General features: G+C 59.4%; 22 protein-coding genes. All 22 read left to right on the top strand.

All coding sequences use genetic code 11. The features are described from left to right. The first annotated feature begins 106 nt into the window (after window positions 1-106). The 22 genes from fabD (at window position 107) to H8F23_RS08890 (ending at window position 20,615) form a co-directional block, all read left to right on the top strand. Window positions 107-1,045 (top strand): ACP S-malonyltransferase, encoded by a 939-nt coding sequence (gene fabD / locus H8F23_RS08995; protein ID WP_034155355.1) that lies wholly within the window; start codon window positions 107-109, stop codon window positions 1,043-1,045. Between the two features lie 16 nt (window positions 1,046-1,061). Beyond that, the gene (fabG, locus tag H8F23_RS08990; RefSeq protein ID WP_194934083.1) at window positions 1,062-1,805 is read left to right on the top strand and encodes a 3-oxoacyl-ACP reductase FabG; all 744 of its coding nucleotides are present in this window, start codon (window positions 1,062-1,064) and stop codon (window positions 1,803-1,805) included. A gap of 196 nt (window positions 1,806-2,001) precedes the next feature. After that, on the top strand, window positions 2,002-2,238 hold the full coding sequence (gene acpP / locus H8F23_RS08985) for an acyl carrier protein (protein WP_003175607.1): 237 nt from the start codon (window positions 2,002-2,004) through the stop codon (window positions 2,236-2,238). A gap of 108 nt (window positions 2,239-2,346) precedes the next feature. After that, the gene (fabF, locus tag H8F23_RS08980) at window positions 2,347-3,591 is read left to right on the top strand and encodes a beta-ketoacyl-ACP synthase II (protein WP_093435430.1); all 1,245 of its coding nucleotides are present in this window, start codon (window positions 2,347-2,349) and stop codon (window positions 3,589-3,591) included. Beyond that, the gene (gene pabC, locus H8F23_RS08975; RefSeq protein WP_194934082.1) at window positions 3,591-4,406 is read left to right on the top strand and encodes an aminodeoxychorismate lyase; all 816 of its coding nucleotides are present in this window, start codon (window positions 3,591-3,593) and stop codon (window positions 4,404-4,406) included. Before fabF ends, pabC begins: the two co-directional genes overlap by 1 nt. A gap of 3 nt (window positions 4,407-4,409) precedes the next feature. Further along, complete coding sequence (mltG, locus tag H8F23_RS08970) at window positions 4,410-5,585, top strand: endolytic transglycosylase MltG (RefSeq protein WP_194934081.1); 1,176 nt, start codon at window positions 4,410-4,412, stop codon at window positions 5,583-5,585. Between the two features lie 19 nt (window positions 5,586-5,604). Then, window positions 5,605-6,237 carry a dTMP kinase gene (tmk, locus tag H8F23_RS08965; RefSeq protein WP_095048609.1) on the top strand — a complete coding sequence of 211 codons (633 nt, stop codon included), beginning with the start codon at window positions 5,605-5,607 and terminating at the stop codon, window positions 6,235-6,237. Next, on the top strand, window positions 6,230-7,213 hold the full coding sequence (locus H8F23_RS08960) for a DNA polymerase III subunit delta' (protein WP_095048608.1): 984 nt from the start codon (window positions 6,230-6,232) through the stop codon (window positions 7,211-7,213). The genes tmk and H8F23_RS08960 overlap by 8 nt, the downstream gene beginning before the upstream one ends. 42 nt (window positions 7,214-7,255) lie before the next feature. Then, window positions 7,256-7,612, top strand: a complete 357-nt coding sequence (locus H8F23_RS08955) for a PilZ domain-containing protein (RefSeq protein ID WP_093435417.1) — start codon at window positions 7,256-7,258, stop codon at window positions 7,610-7,612. Between the two features lie 14 nt (window positions 7,613-7,626). Next, window positions 7,627-8,418 (top strand): TatD family hydrolase, encoded by a 792-nt coding sequence (locus tag H8F23_RS08950; RefSeq protein ID WP_077574069.1) that lies wholly within the window; start codon window positions 7,627-7,629, stop codon window positions 8,416-8,418. Window positions 8,419-8,769: 351 nt separating this feature from the next. Further along, on the top strand, window positions 8,770-9,408 hold the full coding sequence (locus H8F23_RS08945; protein WP_007908276.1) for a TetR/AcrR family transcriptional regulator: 639 nt from the start codon (window positions 8,770-8,772) through the stop codon (window positions 9,406-9,408). A gap of 137 nt (window positions 9,409-9,545) precedes the next feature. Continuing rightward, a complete protein-coding gene (locus H8F23_RS08940) occupies window positions 9,546-10,514 on the top strand; it encodes a GTP 3',8-cyclase MoaA (protein WP_194934080.1) in 969 nt (322 codons plus the stop codon). Between the two features lie 170 nt (window positions 10,515-10,684). Continuing rightward, window positions 10,685-11,290, top strand: coding sequence for a DUF4823 domain-containing protein (locus H8F23_RS08935; protein WP_194934079.1), 606 nt, complete (start codon window positions 10,685-10,687; stop codon window positions 11,288-11,290). Window positions 11,291-11,305: 15 nt separating this feature from the next. Further along, window positions 11,306-11,866 carry a DUF1285 domain-containing protein gene (locus H8F23_RS08930; protein WP_194934078.1) on the top strand — a complete coding sequence of 187 codons (561 nt, stop codon included), beginning with the start codon at window positions 11,306-11,308 and terminating at the stop codon, window positions 11,864-11,866. Window positions 11,867-12,058: 192 nt separating this feature from the next. Further along, window positions 12,059-12,775 carry a FadR/GntR family transcriptional regulator gene (locus tag H8F23_RS08925; protein ID WP_194934077.1) on the top strand — a complete coding sequence of 239 codons (717 nt, stop codon included), beginning with the start codon at window positions 12,059-12,061 and terminating at the stop codon, window positions 12,773-12,775. Between the two features lie 132 nt (window positions 12,776-12,907). Next, window positions 12,908-13,783 (top strand): SMP-30/gluconolactonase/LRE family protein, encoded by an 876-nt coding sequence (locus H8F23_RS08920; RefSeq protein ID WP_194934076.1) that lies wholly within the window; start codon window positions 12,908-12,910, stop codon window positions 13,781-13,783. Between the two features lie 270 nt (window positions 13,784-14,053). Further along, complete coding sequence (locus H8F23_RS08915) at window positions 14,054-14,872, top strand: SDR family oxidoreductase (RefSeq protein ID WP_194934075.1); 819 nt, start codon at window positions 14,054-14,056, stop codon at window positions 14,870-14,872. Window positions 14,873-15,007: 135 nt separating this feature from the next. Further along, window positions 15,008-16,012, top strand: coding sequence for a substrate-binding domain-containing protein (locus tag H8F23_RS08910; RefSeq protein ID WP_064120360.1), 1,005 nt, complete (start codon window positions 15,008-15,010; stop codon window positions 16,010-16,012). Between the two features lie 53 nt (window positions 16,013-16,065). Further along, a complete protein-coding gene (gene araG, locus H8F23_RS08905; RefSeq protein ID WP_194934074.1) occupies window positions 16,066-17,613 on the top strand; it encodes an L-arabinose ABC transporter ATP-binding protein AraG in 1,548 nt (515 codons plus the stop codon). 12 nt (window positions 17,614-17,625) lie between these two features. After that, window positions 17,626-18,594 carry an L-arabinose ABC transporter permease AraH gene (araH, locus tag H8F23_RS08900; protein ID WP_034155398.1) on the top strand — a complete coding sequence of 323 codons (969 nt, stop codon included), beginning with the start codon at window positions 17,626-17,628 and terminating at the stop codon, window positions 18,592-18,594. A gap of 312 nt (window positions 18,595-18,906) precedes the next feature. Next, on the top strand, window positions 18,907-19,620 hold the full coding sequence (locus tag H8F23_RS08895; protein WP_194934073.1) for a GntR family transcriptional regulator: 714 nt from the start codon (window positions 18,907-18,909) through the stop codon (window positions 19,618-19,620). Then, entirely contained in the window at window positions 19,617-20,615 is a 999-nt protein-coding gene (locus tag H8F23_RS08890; protein ID WP_194934072.1) for an ADP-ribosylglycohydrolase family protein, read from the top strand. The genes H8F23_RS08895 and H8F23_RS08890 overlap by 4 nt, the downstream gene beginning before the upstream one ends. Window positions 20,616-20,669: the final 54 nt, after the last annotated feature.

Raw genomic sequence — 20,669 nt, 5'->3', positions numbered from 1 at the left:
ATGCTTAAATGTGACCGCCCGGTTCAAAGGGCCATCCAACTGTCAGTTTCTTGCGTCCCCAGTGGGGCGCCATTTTCCGACGACAAGATCATTAGGGGCTTGTTACATGTCTGCTTCCCTCGCATTCGTCTTTCCAGGACAAGGTTCGCAGTCCCTCGGCATGCTGGCCGAGCTGGGCGCGGAATATCCGTTGATCCTCGAAACTTTCAAAGAAGCCTCTGAGGCTCTGGGCTATGACCTGTGGGCGCTGACCCAGCAGGGCCCGGAAGAGCTGCTCAACCAAACCGATAAAACCCAACCGGCCATTCTGACCGCTTCGATCGCCCTGTGGCGTCTGTGGCTGGCAGAAGGTGGCGCGCGTCCGGCCTTTGTTGCCGGTCACAGCCTGGGTGAATACAGCGCGCTGGTTGCTGCCGGCAGCCTGACACTGGCTGATGCGGTGAAGCTCGTCGAGCGTCGCGGTCAGTTGATGCAGGAAGCTGTTCCGGCCGGGCAGGGCGGCATGGCTGCCATTCTCGGTCTGGAAGATGCCGACGTACTGGCGGCCTGTGCTGAAGCAGCGCAGGGCGAGGTGGTCAGCGCAGTCAACTTCAACTCGCCAGGCCAGGTGGTCATCGCCGGTGCCAAGGCGGCCGTTGAACGTGCCATCGAAGGCTGCAAGGCGCGTGGCGCCAAGCGTGCCATGCCGCTGCCGGTGAGCGTGCCGTCGCACTGCGAGCTGATGCGTCCGGCCGCCGAGCGCTTTGCCGAATCCATCGCCGCCATCGACTGGCAGGCGCCGCAGATCCCGGTGGTACAGAACGTCAGCGCGCAAGTGCCGGCCGATCTGGAAACCCTCAAGCGGGATCTGCTCGAACAACTGTACAAGCCAGTGCGCTGGGTCGAGTCGGTACAGACTCTGGCCGCCAAGGGCGCGACCAATCTGGTCGAATGCGGCCCGGGTAAAGTCCTGGCCGGCTTGAACAAGCGCTGCGCTGAAGGCGTGGCGACTTCCAACCTCAATACCCCAGACGCTTTCGCTGCCGCTCGCGCAGCGCAAGCCTGAATCAGGAGAAACTTGCATGAGTCTGCAAGGTAAAGTTGCACTGGTCACCGGTGCAAGCCGCGGTATCGGCCAGGCTATCGCACTGGAACTGGGCCGTCAGGGCGCCATCGTCATTGGCACCGCGACTTCCGCTTCGGGCGCCGATCGTATCGCTGCAACCCTGAAGGAAAACGGTATTCAGGGCGCCGGCTTCGAACTCAATGTCACCAGCGATGAATCGGTCAGCGCAGTGCTGGCGAGCATTCAGGAGCAGTTCGGTGCGCCGGTAGCAATCCTGGTCAATAATGCCGGCATCACCCGCGATAACCTGATGATGCGCATGAAAGACGACGAGTGGTACGACGTAATCGATACCAACCTGAACAGTCTGTATCGCCTGTCCAAGGGCGTTCTGCGCGGTATGACCAAGGCGCGCTGGGGCCGAATTATCAGTATTGGCTCGGTGGTGGGTGCCATGGGCAACGCAGGCCAAGTAAACTATGCAGCCGCCAAGGCCGGTCTGGAAGGTTTCAGCCGTGCAATGGCGCGTGAAGTCGGTTCGCGTTCGATTACGGTCAACTCGGTAACCCCAGGGTTTATCGACACCGATATGACGCGCGAGCTGCCTGAAGCACAGCGTGAAGCCTTGCAGACGCAGATTCCGCTGGGTCGTCTGGGACAAGCTCAAGAGATCGCGTCTGTGGTCGCTTTTCTTGCATCCGACGGTGCGGCATACGTCACTGGGGCTACAATCCCGGTGAACGGTGGGATGTACATGTAAGTAAAATGTGACGGATTGCTTCAAAAAAATGTCATACGAGCTGTCTAAAATCCGTTATAAAGCTGCAATCTATTTATAGGCAGAGGGCTGCAGGGTTTGAGGAGTGAAGCTTTCAGTTGAAAAACTGAAAAGTCTTTCTATACACTTACCCACTGGCCAGCTGCCTGAATTTGTCCATTAGGAGTGAAAACAAGGTATGAGCACCATCGAAGAGCGCGTCAAGAAAATCGTTGCCGAGCAACTGGGTGTTAAAGAAGAAGAAGTGGTCAACACCGCTTCCTTCGTAGAAGACCTGGGTGCCGACTCCCTTGACACCGTTGAGCTGGTGATGGCTCTGGAAGAGGAATTCGAGACCGAAATCCCTGACGAAGAAGCTGAAAAGATCACTACTGTACAAGCTGCAATCGACTACGTTACTAGCCACCAGGCGTAATAGTTTGTAATCGTTGTTTGCTGTCATGGAAAAACCGCACTGCCATCATGGCGTGCGGTTTTTTCTTTAGGCCTGATGCAAAATCGTCATTTGAAAAAGGAGAGTGCTGTGTCGCGTAGACGCGTCGTAGTCACCGGTATGGGTATGTTGTCGCCACTGGGCACGGATGTGCCGAGCAGTTGGCAGGGCATTCTGGCTGGCCGCAGTGGCATTGGTCTGATCGAACACACCGACCTTTCTGCCTATTCCACCCGCTTTGGCGGCTCGGTAAAGGGCTTCAATGTCGAGGAATACCTGTCGGTCAAGGAAGCGCGCAAGCTCGACCTGTTCATTCAGTACGGTCTCGCTGCCGGCTTTCAGGCTGTACGCAACGCTGGTCTGGAAGTCACCGACGCCAACCGTGAACGCATTGGCGTGGCCATGGGGTCGGGGATCGGCGGTCTGACCAACATCGAAGAAACCAGCCGTACCCTGCATGAGACGGGCCCGCGTCGAATCTCGCCATTCTTCGTACCTGGCTCGATCATCAATATGATTTCCGGTTTCCTGTCCATCCACCTCGGGGCACAGGGACCTAACTACGCCATCGCCACTGCATGTACCACCGGTACGCACTGCATCGGCATGGCGGCGCGCAACATCATGTACGACGAAGCCGACGTGATGATTGCCGGCGGTGCCGAAATGGCCGCATGCGGTCTGGGCATGGGTGGCTTCGGCGCGTCCCGTGCGCTGTCGACCCGCAATGACGAACCGACCCGCGCCAGCCGTCCATGGGACAAGGGCCGTGATGGCTTCGTCCTGTCCGACGGTGCCGGTGCACTGGTTCTCGAAGAGCTGGAACACGCCAAGGCGCGCGGCGCGACCATCTATGCCGAACTCATCGGCTTTGGCACCAGTGGCGACGCGTTCCACATGACCTCGCCACCTGCCGACGGCGCCGGTGCAGCACGCTGCATCACCAACGCGCTGCGCGATGCGAAGATCAACGCCGATCAAGTGCAATACATCAACGCTCACGGTACTTCGACTTCGGCCGGCGACCTCGCCGAAGCCAATGCGATCAAGACCGTGTTCGGTGATCACGCCTACAAACTGGCAGTGAGCTCGACCAAATCGATGACCGGTCACCTGTTAGGTGCGGCGGGCGCGGTTGAAGCGATCTTCAGCGTTCTTGCGATCAACAGCCAAGTGGCACCGCCGACCATCAACCTCGATGAGCCGGATGAAGGCTGCGATCTCGATTTCGTGCCGCACACTGCGCGCAACATGGACATCGATGTCGTGCTGTCCAACTCCTTCGGTTTTGGCGGCACCAACGGCACCTTGGCGTTCCGTCGGTTCGCAGGCTGATGGACAGCTGGGTCGACGGTCAACCGGCTGACGCTCTGTCGCTGAAAGATCGCGGCCTGGCTTACGGCGACGGTCTGTTCGAGACCATCGCCGTGCGTGATGGACAGCCGATCCTGCTGGATCGGCACCTGACGCGTCTGGCCGATGGCTGTTCGCGCCTGGCCATCGCCGCCGATATCGAACGGGTTCGCCACGAGCTGCTGAGTTATGCGGCAGCGATGGGCGAGGGTGTACTCAAGCTGATCCTCACCCGTGGCGACGGTCTGCGCGGTTATGCACCTGATCCGGCGGCGCCTGGCCGACGTATTCTGCAAGGCAATCCTCCGGCCGCTTATCCCGCCGTGCATGCTGAACAAGGCATTCGCCTGTTTCCGTGCAACACGCGACTCTCCAGACAGCCTTTGCTGGCTGGACTCAAACACCTCAATCGACTGGAACAAGTCATCGCCCGTGCCGAATGGCAGGACAGCGAGCACGCCGAAGGCTTGATGCTTGATCAAACCGGTCGAGTGATCGAAGGGGTGTTCAGTAATGTGTTTCTGGTGCGCGACGGTGTATTGATCACGCCGGATTTGAAACGCTGCGGCGTTGCCGGTGTGATGCGCGCAGAAATATTGTTTCAGGCCGAGTCACTGGCCATTCCCACGCAGATCGCCGACATCAGCCTCGAACAGCTGCAATGGGCCGATGAAGTGTTTGTCTGCAACAGCGTGTATGGCGTCTGGCCGGTACGCGCCTACGCTGCACTGAGCTGGCCGGTTGGCCCGCTCACCCGTAAACTGCAAACCATTGCCCGCGCCCTACTGGATGCCTGATTTGTGAGACGTAAACTTTTGCTGCTGCTGGAAACCGGACTGGTTCTGGCAGGGCTGTTGATGGGCGCCAGCGCCTGGAAGATTCACTCCGCGCTGGAACAGCCTCTGAACATCACGCAGGAAGAACTGCTGGATGTGCCGAAAGGCTCCACTCCGACCCGTACGTTCCTTTCCCTCGAAACCGATGGCGTCATCAAGGACGCATTCTGGTTGCGAGTCTATTGGCGCTTCAATCTCGCCGGTACACCGATCCATAGCGGCGAATACCGTATGCAGCCGGGCATGACCGTCAACGGTCTGATCGACTTGTGGAAGCGCGGTGAAGTGGTCCAGTACAGCCTGACGCTGGTCGAGGGCTGGAATTTCCATCAAGTGCGCGCGGCGTTGGCCAAAGACGACAAGGTCGAGCAGACCCTCAACGGTTTGAGCGACAGCGACGTCATGGCGAAGATTGGTCATAAAGGGTTGTTCCCGGAGGGTCGTTTCTTCCCAGACACTTACCGCTTTGTGCGCGGCATGTCCGATGCCGAGTTGCTGAAGAAAGCGTTTGATCGCCTCGACGAAGTGCTGGCGAAAGAGTGGGAAAGTCGTTCTGCCGATGTACCGTACAGCGAACCCTATCAAGCACTGATCATGGCGTCGCTGGTCGAGAAGGAAACCGGTGTGCCGCAGGAACGGGGGCAGATTGCCGGCGTCTTCGTACGTCGAATGGCGCTGGGCATGCAGCTGCAAACCGACCCGACCGTCATCTATGGTCTGGGCGATCGCTACACCGGCAAGCTGACTCGGGCGCATCTGAAAGAGCCGACGCCTTACAACACCTACGTAATTCCCGGCTTGCCACCGACACCGATTGCGATGGTCGGGCGTGAAGCGATTCACGCGGCATTGAATCCTGTGGACGGCACCAGCCTGTACTTCGTTGCACGTGGTGATGGCAGCCATGTCTTCTCCGACGATCTGGATGCGCACAATAACGCGGTGCGTGAGTACCAGCTCAAGCGCCGTGCCGATTACCGTTCCAGCCCGGCGCCGGCGATAACCCCTGAAGCCGTTCCGGCTGCCGAGGAGGCGATTCCTGCCGCCTCCCCGGATACCGCCCCGGAAGCGTTGCCGCAAGTTACGCCTCAGGAGCCTGCGCCGGCTCCGGAAGCCGCCGCCCCACAAAACACGCAATGACTTTGATTAAGGACTGCCTGTGACTGGCTTGTTTATTACCCTGGAAGGCCCGGAAGGCGCCGGCAAAAGCACTAACCGCGAATACCTTGCCGAGCGCCTGCGCGCCGCCGGTATCGAAGTGGTGCTGACCCGCGAGCCGGGTGGCACGCCATTGGCCGAGCGGATTCGCGACGTGCTGCTGGCGCCGGCCGACGAGGTCATGAACCCGGACGCCGAGTTGTTGCTGGTATTTGCCGCGCGCGCTCAGCACCTGGCTGAAGTGATCCGACCGGCGTTGGCTCGAGGTGCAGTGGTGCTGTGCGATCGGTTCACCGATTCCACTTACGCCTATCAGGGCGGCGGTCGCGGTTTGTCGCTGGAGCGCATCGCCACGCTGGAAACTTTCGTGCAGGGCGACCTGCGTCCGGATCTGACGCTGATTTTCGATCTGCCGGTAGAAATCGGCCTGGCCCGCGCCAGTGCCCGTGGCCGTCTGGATCGTTTCGAACTGGAAGGCCGGGCGTTTTTCGAGGCTGTACGCAATGCGTTTCTGAAGCGCGCCGAAGCCGATCCCGCGCGCTATGTGCGCATCGATGCCGGTCAGCCACTGGCCAAGGTTCAACAATCGCTGGATACCCTGATTCCGAATTTGCTGGAGCTGGCCCGTGGCTGAGGCCTATCCATGGCAGGACAGCCTCTGGCAGCAACTGGCCGGGCGTAAACAGCACGCCCACGCCTATCTGCTGCATGGCCCGGCCGGCATCGGCAAACGTGCGCTGGCCGAACGCTTGATGGCCAGCCTGTTGTGCCAGCGGCCGACGCCGGAAGCCTGCGGCGAGTGCAAATCCTGCCTGCTGCTCAAGGCCGGCAGTCACCCCGATAATTACATTCTCGAACCCGAAGAAGCCGATAAGGCGATCAAGGTCGATCAGGTCCGCGATCTGGTCAGCTTCGTGGTGCAGACCGCGCAACTGGGCGGGCGCAAAGTGGTGCTGATCGAGCCGGTCGAGTCGATGAACATCAATGCCGCCAACGCCTTGCTCAAGAGCCTTGAAGAGCCTTCCGGCGATACCGTTCTGCTGTTGGTCAGCCACCAGACCAGCCGCTTGCTGCCAACGATCAAGAGCCGTTGCGTGCAGCAGGCCTGTCCGCTGCCGGGCGAGGCGATGAGCCTGCAATGGCTGGCTCAGGCGCTGCCGGACTGCTCCGAAGACGAACGTGTCGAACTGCTGACGCTGGCCGCCGGCTCACCGTTGATGGCGGTCAGTCTGCAGTCTCAGGGCGTGCGCGAGCAGCGTGCGCAAGTGGTCGAAGGCGTGAAGAAGTTGCTCAAGCAGCAGCAATCGCCGACGCAACTGGCTGAGGAGTGGAAAAGCATTCCGATGCTGCGTCTGTTTGACTGGTTCTGCGATTGGTCGAGCCTGATCCTGCGTTATCAATTGACTCAGGATGAAGCAGGGCTCGGTCTGACCGACATGCGCAAAGTCGTGCAATACCTGGCGCAGAAAAGTGCGCAAGGCAAAGTCCTCGAGATTCAGGACTGGATTCTCGCTCAGCGGCAGAAGGTCATGAGCAAAGCCAACCTCAATCCGGCCTTGCTGCTGGAAGCGTTGTTGGTGCAATGGGCGGGATTGCCTGGTCAAAGATAAGAATGTGTACCTAGACTCTGAACATCAGCAGTGGAGGTCAACATGAATGAATCCGTCAGCCCCGGGCCGCGCAACGGCATTTTGTCCCTGAACATCAAGGACAAGTCGGTGCTCTACGCCGCTTATATGCCGTTTATCAAGAACGGTGGCTTGTTCATCCCGACCAACAAGAGTTACCGGTTGGGCGATGAGGTGTTCATGCTGCTCAACCTGATGGACGAGGCCGAGAAGATCCCGGTGGCCGGCAAGGTCGCGTGGATCACCCCCAAAGGGGCGCAAGGCAATCGCGCTGCCGGTGTCGGCGTACAGTTCAACGATGGCGACAACACGGCGCGCAGTCGCATCGAAACCCATCTGGCCGGAGCGCTTAAGTCCGACCGTCCCACTCATACGATGTAAGTAGCCGTCTTTTTATGCTTGTAGATTCCCATTGTCACCTTGATCGCCTCGACCTCGCCGCCCATGACGGCTCGCTGGATGCTGCACTGGATGCGGCCCGTGAGCGCGGAGTAGGGCACTTCTTGTGCATCGGCGTGAGTGCCGATAACGCTGCCGACGTCAAAGCCCTGGCTGAGCGTTATGACGATGTCGATTGTTCGGTCGGCGTGCATCCGCTCGATGTGCAACCCGGCGCGGCGCCAGCGCTGGACTGGCTGTTGCACGAACTCAATCACCCGAAAGTCGTGGCGATCGGTGAGACCGGCCTCGATTATCACTATGAGCCGGAAGCTGCCGAACTGCAGCAGGAGTCATTTCGTCTGCACCTGCAAGCGGCGCAGCAGACCGGCAAACCGGTGATCATCCACACCCGTGGCGCGCGTGCCGATACCCTTGAATTGCTGCGCGAAGCGGCGTTGCCTCAAGCCGGTGTGCTGCATTGCTTCACCGAAGACTGGGACATGGCCAAGGCTGCACTGGACATGGGTTATTACATTTCCCTGTCGGGTATTGTCACGTTCCGCAATGCTGATGCGTTGCGCGACGTCGCGAGCAAGGTCCCCGCGGATCGCTTGCTGGTGGAAACCGATTCACCGTATCTGGCACCGATCCCTTATCGCGGCAAGCCGAACCTGCCGCAGTACGTGCGCGAAGTGGCGGAGTTTCTGGCGATGCTGCGTGGGGAAAACTACGAGCGTTTCGCCGAGCAGACAACCGAGAACTTCAAGCGTCTGTTCCCGCTGGCCAGTGTTAAATCTGCCCTGTAGGCCTTAGCCAAATCGCAGGCAAAAAAAACCCGGGTTCTGGGGGGTGAATCCGGGTTAAGACCATTAGGAGTAAAACAAAGGCACGCGGTCCCTTGGTACCTTTATCGGCGCGACACTTGGGGGAGATGTCGCCCGACAGTTCAAGTATTGATCAGTCTGGCGTGCAGTCCAGTTAGCCGGTCGGGGTTTTTAAACAAATTTGGAATACGTTCGCTTCAGTTGAGTTCTCATTGCGCCCAAAACGTTCTCAAAATGAACATGAAACACAGATATGGTCGGATGATCCGTGCATTTTTGCGCAAGTTAGGCATAATACGCGGCTTCGAATTTTGACCCTTCAGACCTTTTCTTATGCACAAAGAACCTCGTAAGGTCCGTGAGTTTCGTCGCCGCGAGCAAGAAATTCTCGATACCGCGCTCAAGCTGTTCCTCGACCAAGGTGAAGACAGTGTCACCGTCGAGATGATTGCTGATGCCGTGGGTATCGGCAAAGGCACGATCTACAAGCACTTCAAATCCAAGGCCGAGATCTATCTGCGCCTCATGCTCGATTACGAGCGCGATTTGAACGAGCTGCTGCATTCGGCCGATGTCGACAAGGACAAGGAAGCGCTGTCCCGCGCCTACTTCGAATTCCGCATGCGCGACCCGCAGCGTTATCGCCTGTTCGACCGTCTCGAGGAGAAGGTCGTCAAAGGCAATCAGGTGCCGGAAATGGTCGAGGAGCTGCACAAGATCCGTGCCTCGAACTTCGAACGCCTGACCCTGCTGATCAAGGGCCGTATCAGCGAAGGCAAGCTCGAAGACGTGCCGCCATACTTCCACTACTGCGCCTCCTGGGCGCTGGTGCACGGCGCTGTGGCGCTGTATCACTCGCCGTTCTGGAGCAATGTGCTGGAAGATCAGGAAGGTTTCTTCCAGTTCCTGATGGACATTGGCGTGCGCATGGGCAACAAACGCAAGCGTGACCCGGAAACGCCAAGCAGCTGAGCCATTCAGCCGCCTTATTGCGCCATGATTTCGCTACATGACGCAGTAACGCAGGAATATACTCAGGCATAGGGCTTGCTAAAACTTGATTTGTGAGTCAAGTTTTAGCGGCTCGATTTTCTATCGCCGGAGTGATCATGATCGTTGACCGTCAAGGCAGGCGTTTTCGCAATTTGCGGATCAGTCTGACTTCAGCCTGCAATTACGCGTGTACCTACTGCGTGCCCAACGGCAAGCGGTTGGTGGCTGCGCAGGATGAACTGTCGGCCGAAGCCATGGCGCGTGGCGTGGCGTATCTGATCGAAGCCGCCGGCATCGAGCGGCTGCGAATTACCGGTGGCGAGCCGCTGGTCAGCCCCAAACTCGAATCGTTCATGACCGCTGTCGGCAAGATGGGCCTGGAAGACATCAGCCTCACCACCAACGGTCAACTCCTCGCAAAAAAACTGCCGCTGCTGGTGGATGCCGGTTTGCGCCGGATCAACGTGTCCCTCGATACCCTCGACGCCGGTGCTTTCCGCAGCATCGCCCGTGGCGGCGATCTGGCCACCGTGCTCAACGGCATGGATCAGGCGAAAGCCGCGGGGATGAAGATCAAGGTCAACATGGTGCCGTTGCGCGGGCAGAACCTCGACCAGGTGATGCCGTTGCTCGATTACTGCCTGGAGCGCGGTTATGAACTGCGTTTCATCGAGCTGATGCGCATGGGCCATCTGGCCAAGGACTCCAATGCCTTCCTGCAACAGTTCGTCAGCCTGCAGCAATTGCTGGCACTGATTGGCGAACGATATGAGTACGCACAAACCGACGCTCCTGTAGATGCCACTGCCGTGCGCTACGCGATTCCCGGCCTGGGCAACTTTGGCGTGATCGCTAACGAAAGCGTGCCGTTCTGCCGAACTTGCTCGCGCTTGCGCCTGTCGTCGACCGGTTGGCTGCATGGCTGCCTGTCGTCGAGCAACCGCCACTATGTCGGCGACCTGCTCGACAAGCCGCGCCATCAGGCCTTGCCGGCGCTGCAGCGTCTGTTGGTCAAGGCGTTGGGCGACAAGCAGGAGGTGGCGTTCTCAGGTGGCGCGACAGTGATGAAAATTATCGGCGGCTGATCAACCGCTTTCGCGAGCAGGCTCGCTCCCACCTTGGAACTTATTCCCCCTGTGGGAGCGAGCCTGCTCGCGAATACGATTTAACCATCAACAAATTTCTTGAGCTGGCGCAAAAGCTGCATCCTACGGCCATTCGCCGGTTTTCCGTCACCGGCCTCTGGAGGAATAGGATGCGTAGCCTGGTTTTGCTGCTGGCCGTTTTGGCGCTTGGCGGCTGTATGACTGTCAGCGATATGGCCGAAGGCACTCGCTACCAGATGAGCGACGCGGGCTTGCTGGATCATAGCGACAGCCGTCGCGTGAACAACTTCCGCATTCAGCCGGACTCGTTCATCTACATCGCCCAAGGCGCGTTCGCACCGCCGGGCGGTTCTTACCCGCGCCCGAACGTGGTGGCCGAAGAAGCCTTCAAAGGCTTCGTCGAGTACTTCCCGATGGTCCGCCGTGCTCGCGCGCCGGAAGGCCTCGATCAGGCGATGGGGGAAGCTCGTAACGCCGGTGCGCACTATCTGCTGTACACGCGTTTCGCCAAGGCTGACGACCGCATCGGCAACTCCGATGAGTGGCTCGATGAAGAAGCGGTGGATCGCCTCGGCATCGACGGCGGCGTGATTCAGATCATGTTGATCGAGACCAGCACCCAGTATTTGATTGATACTGCACGCATCAAGAGTCGTGGCGGTTTACTGACGTTCCACGACAACAAACCCGAAGACCTGATCGGCCCGCCGCTGGCCCAGTACGCGCGCAGCCTGTTGGGAGTCGGCGACCAATAATTCAAGGAGAACGCCATGAGTGGCCCGCAAAAAGCCAATGACCTGTTGGGACAGATCCCCAAAACCAAAGGCTTGCCGCCGGTGCACTTGTGGAACCCGGACTTCTGCGGCGACATCGACATGCGCATCGCCCGCGACGGCACCTGGTATTACCTGGGCACGCCGATCGGGCGCAAGCCGATGGTCAAATTGTTCTCCACGATCATGCGCCGCGACGGCGATGATTATTTCCTGATTACCCCGGTCGAGAAGGTCGGGATCAAGGTCGACGACGCGCCGTTTGTGGCGATTGCGGTTGAGGTTGAAGGCGAGGGGGAGGCGCAGCTGTTGCGCTTTACCACCAACGTTGATGAAACCACCGAGGCCGGGCCGGAACATCCGATCCGGGTTGAGATTGATCCCACGACCCAAGAGCCAGCGCCCTATGTGCATGTGCGCACCAATCTTGAAGCGCTGATCCACCGCAATGTGTTCTATCAACTGGTGGAGCTGGCGGTCAGTCGCGAAATCGATGGCCAGCGCTGGCTTGGTGTGTGGAGCGGCGGCGAGTTCTTCCGCATCGGCCTCGAACCCTAAACACAAATCCCTGTGGGAGCGAGCTTGCTCGCGAAAGCGGTATGTCAGTCAATACTTAGGGTGACTGATACACCGCTTTCGCGAGCAAGCTCGCTCCCACATTGGTTTTGTGAATCACCTTAAAATCCTGATTGACTGTTAATCATATGATGATTAGCGTGTTCACCCATCGCGACCCGCTTTGAGGTGTTCATGTCCAGCAGCTTTCATTCGTCGACCGTTGACTGGCTTGGCAGCTGGATTGCCGCTGGCCAGGTCAAGCCGGGGCAGACCATCAAGGTCGAGGCCGATCTGGGTGAACAGCTCGGCGTCAGTCGCACGGTCATTCGCGAAGCAATCAAGACCCTCGTTGCCAAAGGCATGCTCGAAGTCGGACCGAAAGTCGGCACCCGCGTGCTGCCGGTGCGGCGCTGGAACCTGTTCGATCCGCAAGTGGTCGGTTGGCTGTCGCGCAACGGCCTGCCGGAAAATTTCGTCGATGACTTGCTCGACCTGCGCCGTACCATCGAACCGATGGCCGTGCGCTGGGCGTGTGAGCGGGCGACGCTGGACCAGATCGAAGCGGTGCAACTGGCTTACAACGCCCTCGAGCGCGCGGTCGACAGCGGCACCGATTACAACCGCGCCGACCAGTTCTTCCACGAATGCATCCTCGCGGCCAGCCACAATCAATTCATTGAACAAATGGTTCCGGCCCTCGGCGCATTGCTCGCGGTGTCATTCGAAGTGTCTGCTGCCGATCCGGATGAACTGCGCCGTACCTTGCCGATCCACAAGGACATGGCCGACGCCATCGCCGCCCGGGATTCCGCGCGGGGCGTGTGGGCGTGCATGACCCTGATCGACAATGCGGACCTGGCGATCAAACGCCTCTACCCGAAAGTCATGGCCGACAAAAAAGCTGGTTAACACCCAGATCCCCTGTAGGAGTGAGCCTGCTCGCGATAGCGGTATATCAGCCGCATTGAAGTCAACTGACACTACGCCATCGCGAGCAGGCTCACTCCTACAGAAAATCACAAGAACAATGGAGACCGTTATATGCCGTGGACCGCCCTGACCCAACACCGCGCCCGACTCGGTGAAGGCCCGTTCTGGGACGCACCGACGCAGGCGTTGTACTGGGTGGACATCGCCGGCAAACAGGCCCTGCGCCTGATCGGCCAGAACGTGCAGATCTGGCAGATGCCCGAACACGTTTCCGCGTTCATCCCCTGCGCCAGCGGCGATGCACTGGTGACCCTGAGCAGCGGCGTCTATCGCCTTGACCTCGATTCCCCGGGCCTCGAACCACGCCTGACGCTGTTCTGCGTCGCCGACCCGCAACCGGGCAATCGCCCCAACGAAGCGCGTTGCGATGCTCAAGGCCGACTGTGGCTCGGCACCATGCAAAACAATATTGGCGAGCAGGGCGAGGATCTGCCGATCACCCGCCGTTCCGGTGGCCTGTTCCGGATCGATCCGGATAAACGCGTCACGCCTTTGCTGCGTGGTCTGGGCATACCCAATACGCTGCTGTGGAGTGACGATGGCACCACAGTGCTGTTCGGCGACAGCCTCGACAGCACGCTCCATCGCTATTTCATCCACACCGACGGCAATCTCGATGTTGCACAAGTCTGGTACGGCCCCGATCAGCAGGGTGGCCCGGACGGTTCGGCAATGGACGCAGAAGGCTACATCTGGAATGCCCGTTGGGACGGCAGTTGCCTGCTGCGATTAACGCCTGAAGGCAAAGTCGAGCGCAAAATCGACCTGCCAGTCAGCCGCCCAACCAGTTGTGTGTTCGGCGGTGAAGACCTGAAAACCCTGTACATCACCAGCGCCAAGAGTCCGCACAACCATCCACTGGATGGCGCGGTGCTGTCGATGCGCGTAGATGTCGCAGGAAAACTCTGTACGCGGTTTGCTAGCTAAATCCCAAAATATGGGATGCAAAATTATATATTGAGATTATTCGGCGGTCGGGTTTATAGTCGGCTCCAGCAGTAACACGCACTCACACTTAAAAAAACAAAACAGGTGAAGTGATGCAGCGAATGTCTATCGCACTCCCGTGTGGAGTACGCGTCTCGCAACGGCCCCAAGCTGTCGCGTGCGCTTGCCTGTTTCGTTCCAATCGCCTTCCAGACCGGACATCGGCAGATGCCCGGTTTTTTTGTGCTTGCGAAACAGGAGTCCTGATCCATGGCTGAACCTCTTTCCCTGCCGCCGGTGCCCGCACCGCCGAAGGGCGAGCGTCTGAAAAACAAGGTCGTGCTGCTGACCGGGGCCGCGCAAGGCATCGGCGAAGCCATTGTTGCGGCGTTCGCCTCGCAGCAAGCGAAACTGGTGATCAGTGATATTCAGGCGGAAAAAGTCGAAACGGTTGCCGTGCACTGGCGTGAGCAAGGTTTCGACGTGCAAGCGCTGAAGGCGGATGTCTCGCATCAGCCCGACCTGCATGCCATGGCCAAACGCGCCGTTGAGCTGCACGGGCGCATCGATGTGCTGGTCAATTGCGCCGGGGTCAACGTGTTCCGTGATCCGCTGGCCATGACCGAAGAAGACTGGCGTCGCTGCTTCGCCATTGATCTGGACGGCGCCTGGTTCGGCTGCAAAGCGGTGTTGCCGCAGATGATCGAGCAGGGCGTCGGCAGCATCATCAATATCGCCTCGACCCATTCCAGCCACATCATTCCCGGCTGCTTTCCGTACCCGGTGGCCAAACACGGTTTGCTCGGCCTGACCCGCGCGCTTGGCATCGAGTACGCCGCGAAGGGCATCCGCGTCAACGCTATCGCCCCGGGCTATATCGAGACGCAGTTGAACGTCGACTACTGGAACGGATTCGCCGACCCGCACGCCGAGCGTCAGCGCGCTTTCGATCTGCACCCGCCGAAACGCATCGGTCAGCCGCTCGAAGTGGCGATGACGGCGGTGTTTCTGGCCAGTGATGAAGCGCCGTTCATCAATGCGTCGTGCATCACCATCGATGGTGGTCGCTCGGTGATGTACCACGACTGAGCACAGTGGCTTTCACGGGGAGAAATCCGTGTGAAATCCAATCATCATACGATATGACTATTTTCAACAGGCATTGCAGGAACACGCTTTAACGCTTTTCAAACATTGCTCAAAAAAATAACAAGGAGTCAGCTTATGAAACGTCGTTTCGGGATTCGTACCCTGTGCAGTACCGCCCTGGCGGTCACCGCGTTCAGCCTGAGCAGTGCGCTGCTCGCTGCCGACACCGTGAAAATCGGTTTTCTGGTCAAGCAGGCGGAAGAACCGTGGTTCCAGACCGAATGGGCTTTCGCCGAGAAAGCCGCCAAGGACAAGGGCTTTGAACTGATCAAGATTGCCGTGCCGGACGGTGAGAAAACCCTCTCGGCGATCGACAGTCTTGCTGCCAACGGTGCCAAGGGCTTCGTGATTTGCCCGCCGGACGTCTCGCTCGGCCCGGCAATCATGGCCAAGGCCAAACTCAACGACCTGAAAGTGATTGCCGTCGATGACCGTTTCGTCGACGCCAACGGCAAGTTCATGGAAGACGTGCCGTACCTCGGCATGGCCGCGTTTGAAGTCGGCCAGAAACAGGGCAACGCCATGGTCGCCGAAGCGAAGAAACGTAACTGGGACTGGAAAGACACTTACGCGGTGGTCAACACCTACAACGAACTCGACACCGGCAAGAAGCGCACCGACGGTTCGGTGAAATCCCTCGAGGACGCCGGGATGCCGAAGGATCACATTCTGTTTGCCGCACTGAAAACCCTCGACGTACCGGGCAGCATGGACGCCACCAACTCGGCGCTGGTGAAACTGCCGAGCGCGGCGAAAAACCTGATCATCGGCGGCATGAACGACAACACTGTGCTCGGCGGCGTACGCGCCACTGAAGCCGCCGGTTTTGCCGCGGCCAACGTGATCGGCATCGGCATCAACGGCACCGACGCCATCGGCGAACTGAAAAAGCCGAACAGCGGCTTCTTCGGCTCGATGCTGCCAAGCCCGCACATCGAAGGCTACAAAACCGCAGAGATGATGTACGAGTGGGTCACCACCGGCAAAGAACCGCCGAAGTACACCGCAATGGACGACGTCACCCTGATCACCCGCGAGAACTTCAAGCAAGAGCTGGAAAAAATCGGCCTGTGGAACTGACGCAGTGGCGGCCCGGGCAGCCGGGCCGTTTTTCGGTGTGAAGAGGTGGCTTTATGCACGCGCAAGTACAAACACAAGAACAACACGGCGCCAGCGGCAGCCTGCGCTTCAACGGGATCGGCAAAACCTTTCCCGGGGTGAAAGCGCTGGACGCTATCAGCTTTGTCGCCCATCCCGGTCAGGTTCACGCCTTGATGGGCGAGAACGGCGCCGGCAAATCGACCCTGCTGAAAATCCTCGGCGGTGCTTACATCCCGAGCAGCGGCGAGTTGCAGATCGGCGAGCAGACCATGGCGTTCAAGTCGACCGCTGACAGCATCGGCAGCGGCGTCGCGGTGATTCACCAGGAGCTGCATCTGGTGCCGGAAATGACCGTCGCCGAAAACCTGTTCCTCGGCCATTTACCGGCCAGTTTCGGTTTGATCAATCGCGGTGTCCTGCGTCAGCAAGCGTTGAACTGCCTCAAAGGCCTGGCCGACGAAATCGATCCGCAAACCAAGGTCGGGCGCTTGTCCCTCGGTCAGCGACAACTGGTGGAAATCGCCAAAGCGTTGTCGCGCGGCGCCCACGTCATCGCTTTCGACGAGCCGACCAGCAGCCTTTCGGCCCGTGAGATCGACCGCTTGATGGCGATCATCGGACGCCTGCGTGACGAGGGCAAAGTCGTGCTCTACGTTTCCCACCGCATGGAAGAAGTGTTCCGCATCTGTGACGCCGTGACGGTGTTCAAGGACGGTCGCTACGTGCGCACCTTCGACGACATGAGCCAGTTGACCCACGATCAACTGGTGACCTGCATGGTCGGTCGCGACATTCAGGACATCTACGATTATCGCCATCGACCACGCGGTGCCGTCGCGCTGAAGGTTGATGGTTTGCTCGGCCCGGGTCTGCGCGAGCCGATCAGTTTCGAAGCGCACAAAGGTGAAATCCTTGGCCTGTTCGGACTGGTCGGGGCAGGGCGCACCGAGCTGTTTCGCCTGCTCAGTGGACTGGAGCGCAACACCGCCGGACACCTCGAATTGCGCGGTCACGAACTGAAACTGCGCTCACCGCGCGACGCGATTGCTGCGGGCATTTTGCTCTGCCCGGAGGATCGCAAGAAGGAAGGCATCATCCCGCTGGCCAGCGTCGCCGAAAACATCAACATCAGTGCACGCGGCGCCCATTCGGGCCTCGGTTGCCTGATTCGCGGTCTGTGGGAAAAGGGCAACGCCGACAAACAGATCAAAGCGCTGAAAGTGAAAACCCCGCACGCCGGCCAGCAGATCAAATTCCTCTCCGGCGGCAATCAGCAGAAGGCCATTCTCGGTCGCTGGCTGTCGATGCCGATGAAGGTTCTGCTGCTCGACGAACCGACGCGCGGCATCGATATCGGTGCCAAAGCGGAGATTTACCAGATCATCCATAACCTCGCCGCCGACGGCATTTCGGTGATCGTGGTGTCCAGCGATCTGATGGAAGTGATGGGCATTTCCGACCGCATTCTGGTGCTCTGCGAAGGCGCCCTGCGCGGCGAAATCGGCCGCGATCAGGCCAATGAATCCAACCTGCTGCAACTGGCTTTGCCGCGCCACCGCGCTGACGGCGTGGCGAACTGAGAGGTGACTATGATGACAACCCAAAACGAAACCCTGCCGACCGCGCGCAAACCTTTGGACATGCGCCGCTTCCTCGATGACTGGGTCATGCTGCTGGCGGCGATCGGCATTTTCATTGCCTGCACGCTGCTGATCGACAACTTCCTTTCGCCGCTGAACATGCGTGGCCTGGGCCTGGCGATTTCCACCACCGGGATTGCCGCCTGCACGATGTTGTACTGCCTGGCGTCGGGGCATTTCGACTTGTCGGTGGGCTCGGTGATTGCCTGCGCCGGGGTGGTTGCGGCGGTGGTGATGCGCGACACCAATAGCGTGTTTCTCGGTGTCAGCGCGGCGCTGGTGATGGGCCTGATTGTCGGGTTGATCAACGGCATCGTGATTGCCAAGTTGCGCGTCAATGCCTTGATTACAACGCTGGCGACCATGCAGATCGTTCGTGGTCTGGCTTACATTTTTGCCAACGGCAAAGCAGTGGGCGTGTCGCAGGAATCGTTCTTCGTGTTCGGCAATGGCCAGTTGTTTGGCGTGCCGGTGCCGATTCTGATCACCATTGTTTGCTTCCTGTTTTTTGGTTGGCTGTTGAATTACACCACCTACGGGCGCAACACCATGGCCATCGGTGGCAACCAGGAAGCGGCGTTGCTCGCGGGTGTGAACGTTGACCGGACCAAGATCATTATCTTTGCCGTGCACGGTGTGATCGGTGCGTTGGCCGGGGTGATTCTGGCGTCGCGGATGACTTCGGGGCAACCGATGATTGGTCAGGGTTTCGAGCTGACGGTGATCTCGGCGTGCGTGTTGGGCGGGGTGTCGCTGAGCGGCGGGATCGGCATGATCCGGCATGTGATTGCCGGGGTGTTGATTTTGGCGATTATCGAGAATGCGATGAATCTGAAGAACATTGATACCTTCTACCAATACGTTATCCGTGGTTCGATCCTTTTGCTGGCGGTGGTGATCGACCGCCTCAAACAACGCTAAAAATCAAGAGCCCCTCATCGGAACGCCGCCCGCCCAGCCCTCTCCCGGAGGGAGAGGGGGCCGACCGAGGTGTCTTGCGTAATCCGTCGACCTGAAAGTTCTCGTCGACTATGGATTCGGAAAAGCACTTTCGGGTGGATTGTGGATTCGGCAAAGCACTTTCAGGTCGACGAACCTCCTGAGCATCCCGCATTCAGTCCCCTCTCCCTCCGGGAGAGGGCTAGGGTGAGGGGCTTTTGATTCTCCCGCCTTTCGTCACTCTCCCCAAATATTCCTTGCTCGCCCGCACCCGTTTCGGGTATCAATTTGTACATGATTAGACAGGTACGATTTGACAAGAAACAACGGGTGGTCGACGAACTCGTCCGACGCATCGAAAGCGGCCTCATGGAGGACGGCTTTCTGTTGCCCGGCGAACATCAGTTGGCTCAAGAATTCCAAGTCAGCCGAGGCACGCTGCGCGAAGCGCTGGCCGAACTGAAACGGCGCAATTACATCGCCACGCAAAGCGGCGTCGGCTCCATCGTCACTTTCGACGGTGTCGCGCTCGACCAGCGCAGCGGCTGGGCGCAGGCGCTGGCCGACAGCGGCGCGCTGATCAACACCGAAGTGCTGCGTCTGGTAGCCGTGACCCGGCCCGATCTGCTCTCGCGGTTCGGCACTGACCAATTCATCACCCTCGACCGTCGCCGCCGCTCTAACGAAGGTACGCTGGTCTCCCTCGAACGCTCTTTGATGCCGGCCACCGGCGGCCTGGAAAGCCTGCCGCGTGTCGGTCTGATCGACAATTCCCTGACCATCACCCTGGCCGCCTACGGCTACATCGGCGAACGCGGCGATCAATGGATCGGCGCCGAACCGTTGAATGCCGAAGACGCCGAACTGCTCGGGCGCCCGGTCGGCACCGTTTTCCTCAAGGCGTTGCGTACCACCTACGATCGCCAGAACCGTTTCATGGAGCTGGTCGAAAGCCTGCTCGACCCGGTGCATTTCCGTCTGCACCTGCAATTTGGAGACTCGAAATGACCACGCTCAACCGTGCCCTCGGCGCTTTTTATGGCCTGGCCCTCGGTGATGCGCTGGGCATGCCGACCCAATCGCTGAACCGCGAAACGATCAAGACCCGCTTCGGCACAATCACTGATCTGCAGGATGCAGGTCCCTTGCAACCGATCGCCGCAAACATGCCCAAAGGCTCGATCACCGACGACACTGAACAAGCCATTCTGGTCGGTGAGTTGCTGGTCGAAGGCAAAGGCCGCATCGAACCGGCGATCCTCGCGCAACGCTTGATCGAGTGGGAAGCCGAGATGCAGGCCAAGGGCTCGCAGGACTTGCTCGGGCCGTCGACCAAGCGCGCCATCGAAATGATCCTCGCTGGCCATTCGCCGGAAGAGGCCGGACGCTACGGCACTACCAACGGCGCGGCCATGCGCATCACGCCGGTAGGGATCGCGGTGGATGTTGCCGATCCTCAGCGGTTTATCGCTGCGGTGGTACAGGCCTGTCAGGTCACCCACAACACTACGTTGGGGATTTCCAGTGCGGCGGCGGTGGCAGCGGTAGTGTCCGCCGGCATCAATGGCATGGACCTGGGCGAGGCGTTGAACCTCGGCCAGCACATCGCTCAGCAAGCCGAGGGGCATGGGCACTGGGTGGCCGGTGGGCGCATCGCCTCGCGCATCAGTTGGGCGCGCACCATCAGTGTCGATAGCGACAAGGCTTTGCTGGCGGATCTGCTCTACGACGTGATCGGCACGTCCGTGGCTTCGCAGGAATCGGTGGTGGTCTCGTTTGCCCTGGCGCAGCAAGTGGCCGTCGGCGAGATGAGCGCGTTTGATGCGCTGTGCATGGCGGCGAGCCTGGGCGGCGACACTGACACCATCGCCGCGATTCTTGGCGCCATGCTGGGGGCCTGCCTGGGTCTTGAGAGCTGGCCGGTGCCCATGATTGAAACGGTGAAAGCGGTCAATCATCTGGAGCTTGAGCCATTGGTGCAAGGGCTGTTGGCCTTGCGCTGATCGGGCTGACGCTTTCGCGGGCAGGCGCGCTCCCACAGGGATCACGTCGTACCT

Source organism: Pseudomonas neuropathica (genome assembly GCF_015461835.1).
Lineage (GTDB): Bacteria > Pseudomonadota > Gammaproteobacteria > Pseudomonadales > Pseudomonadaceae > Aquipseudomonas > Aquipseudomonas neuropathica.
This window is presented reverse-complemented; position numbering and strand designations above follow the sequence as displayed.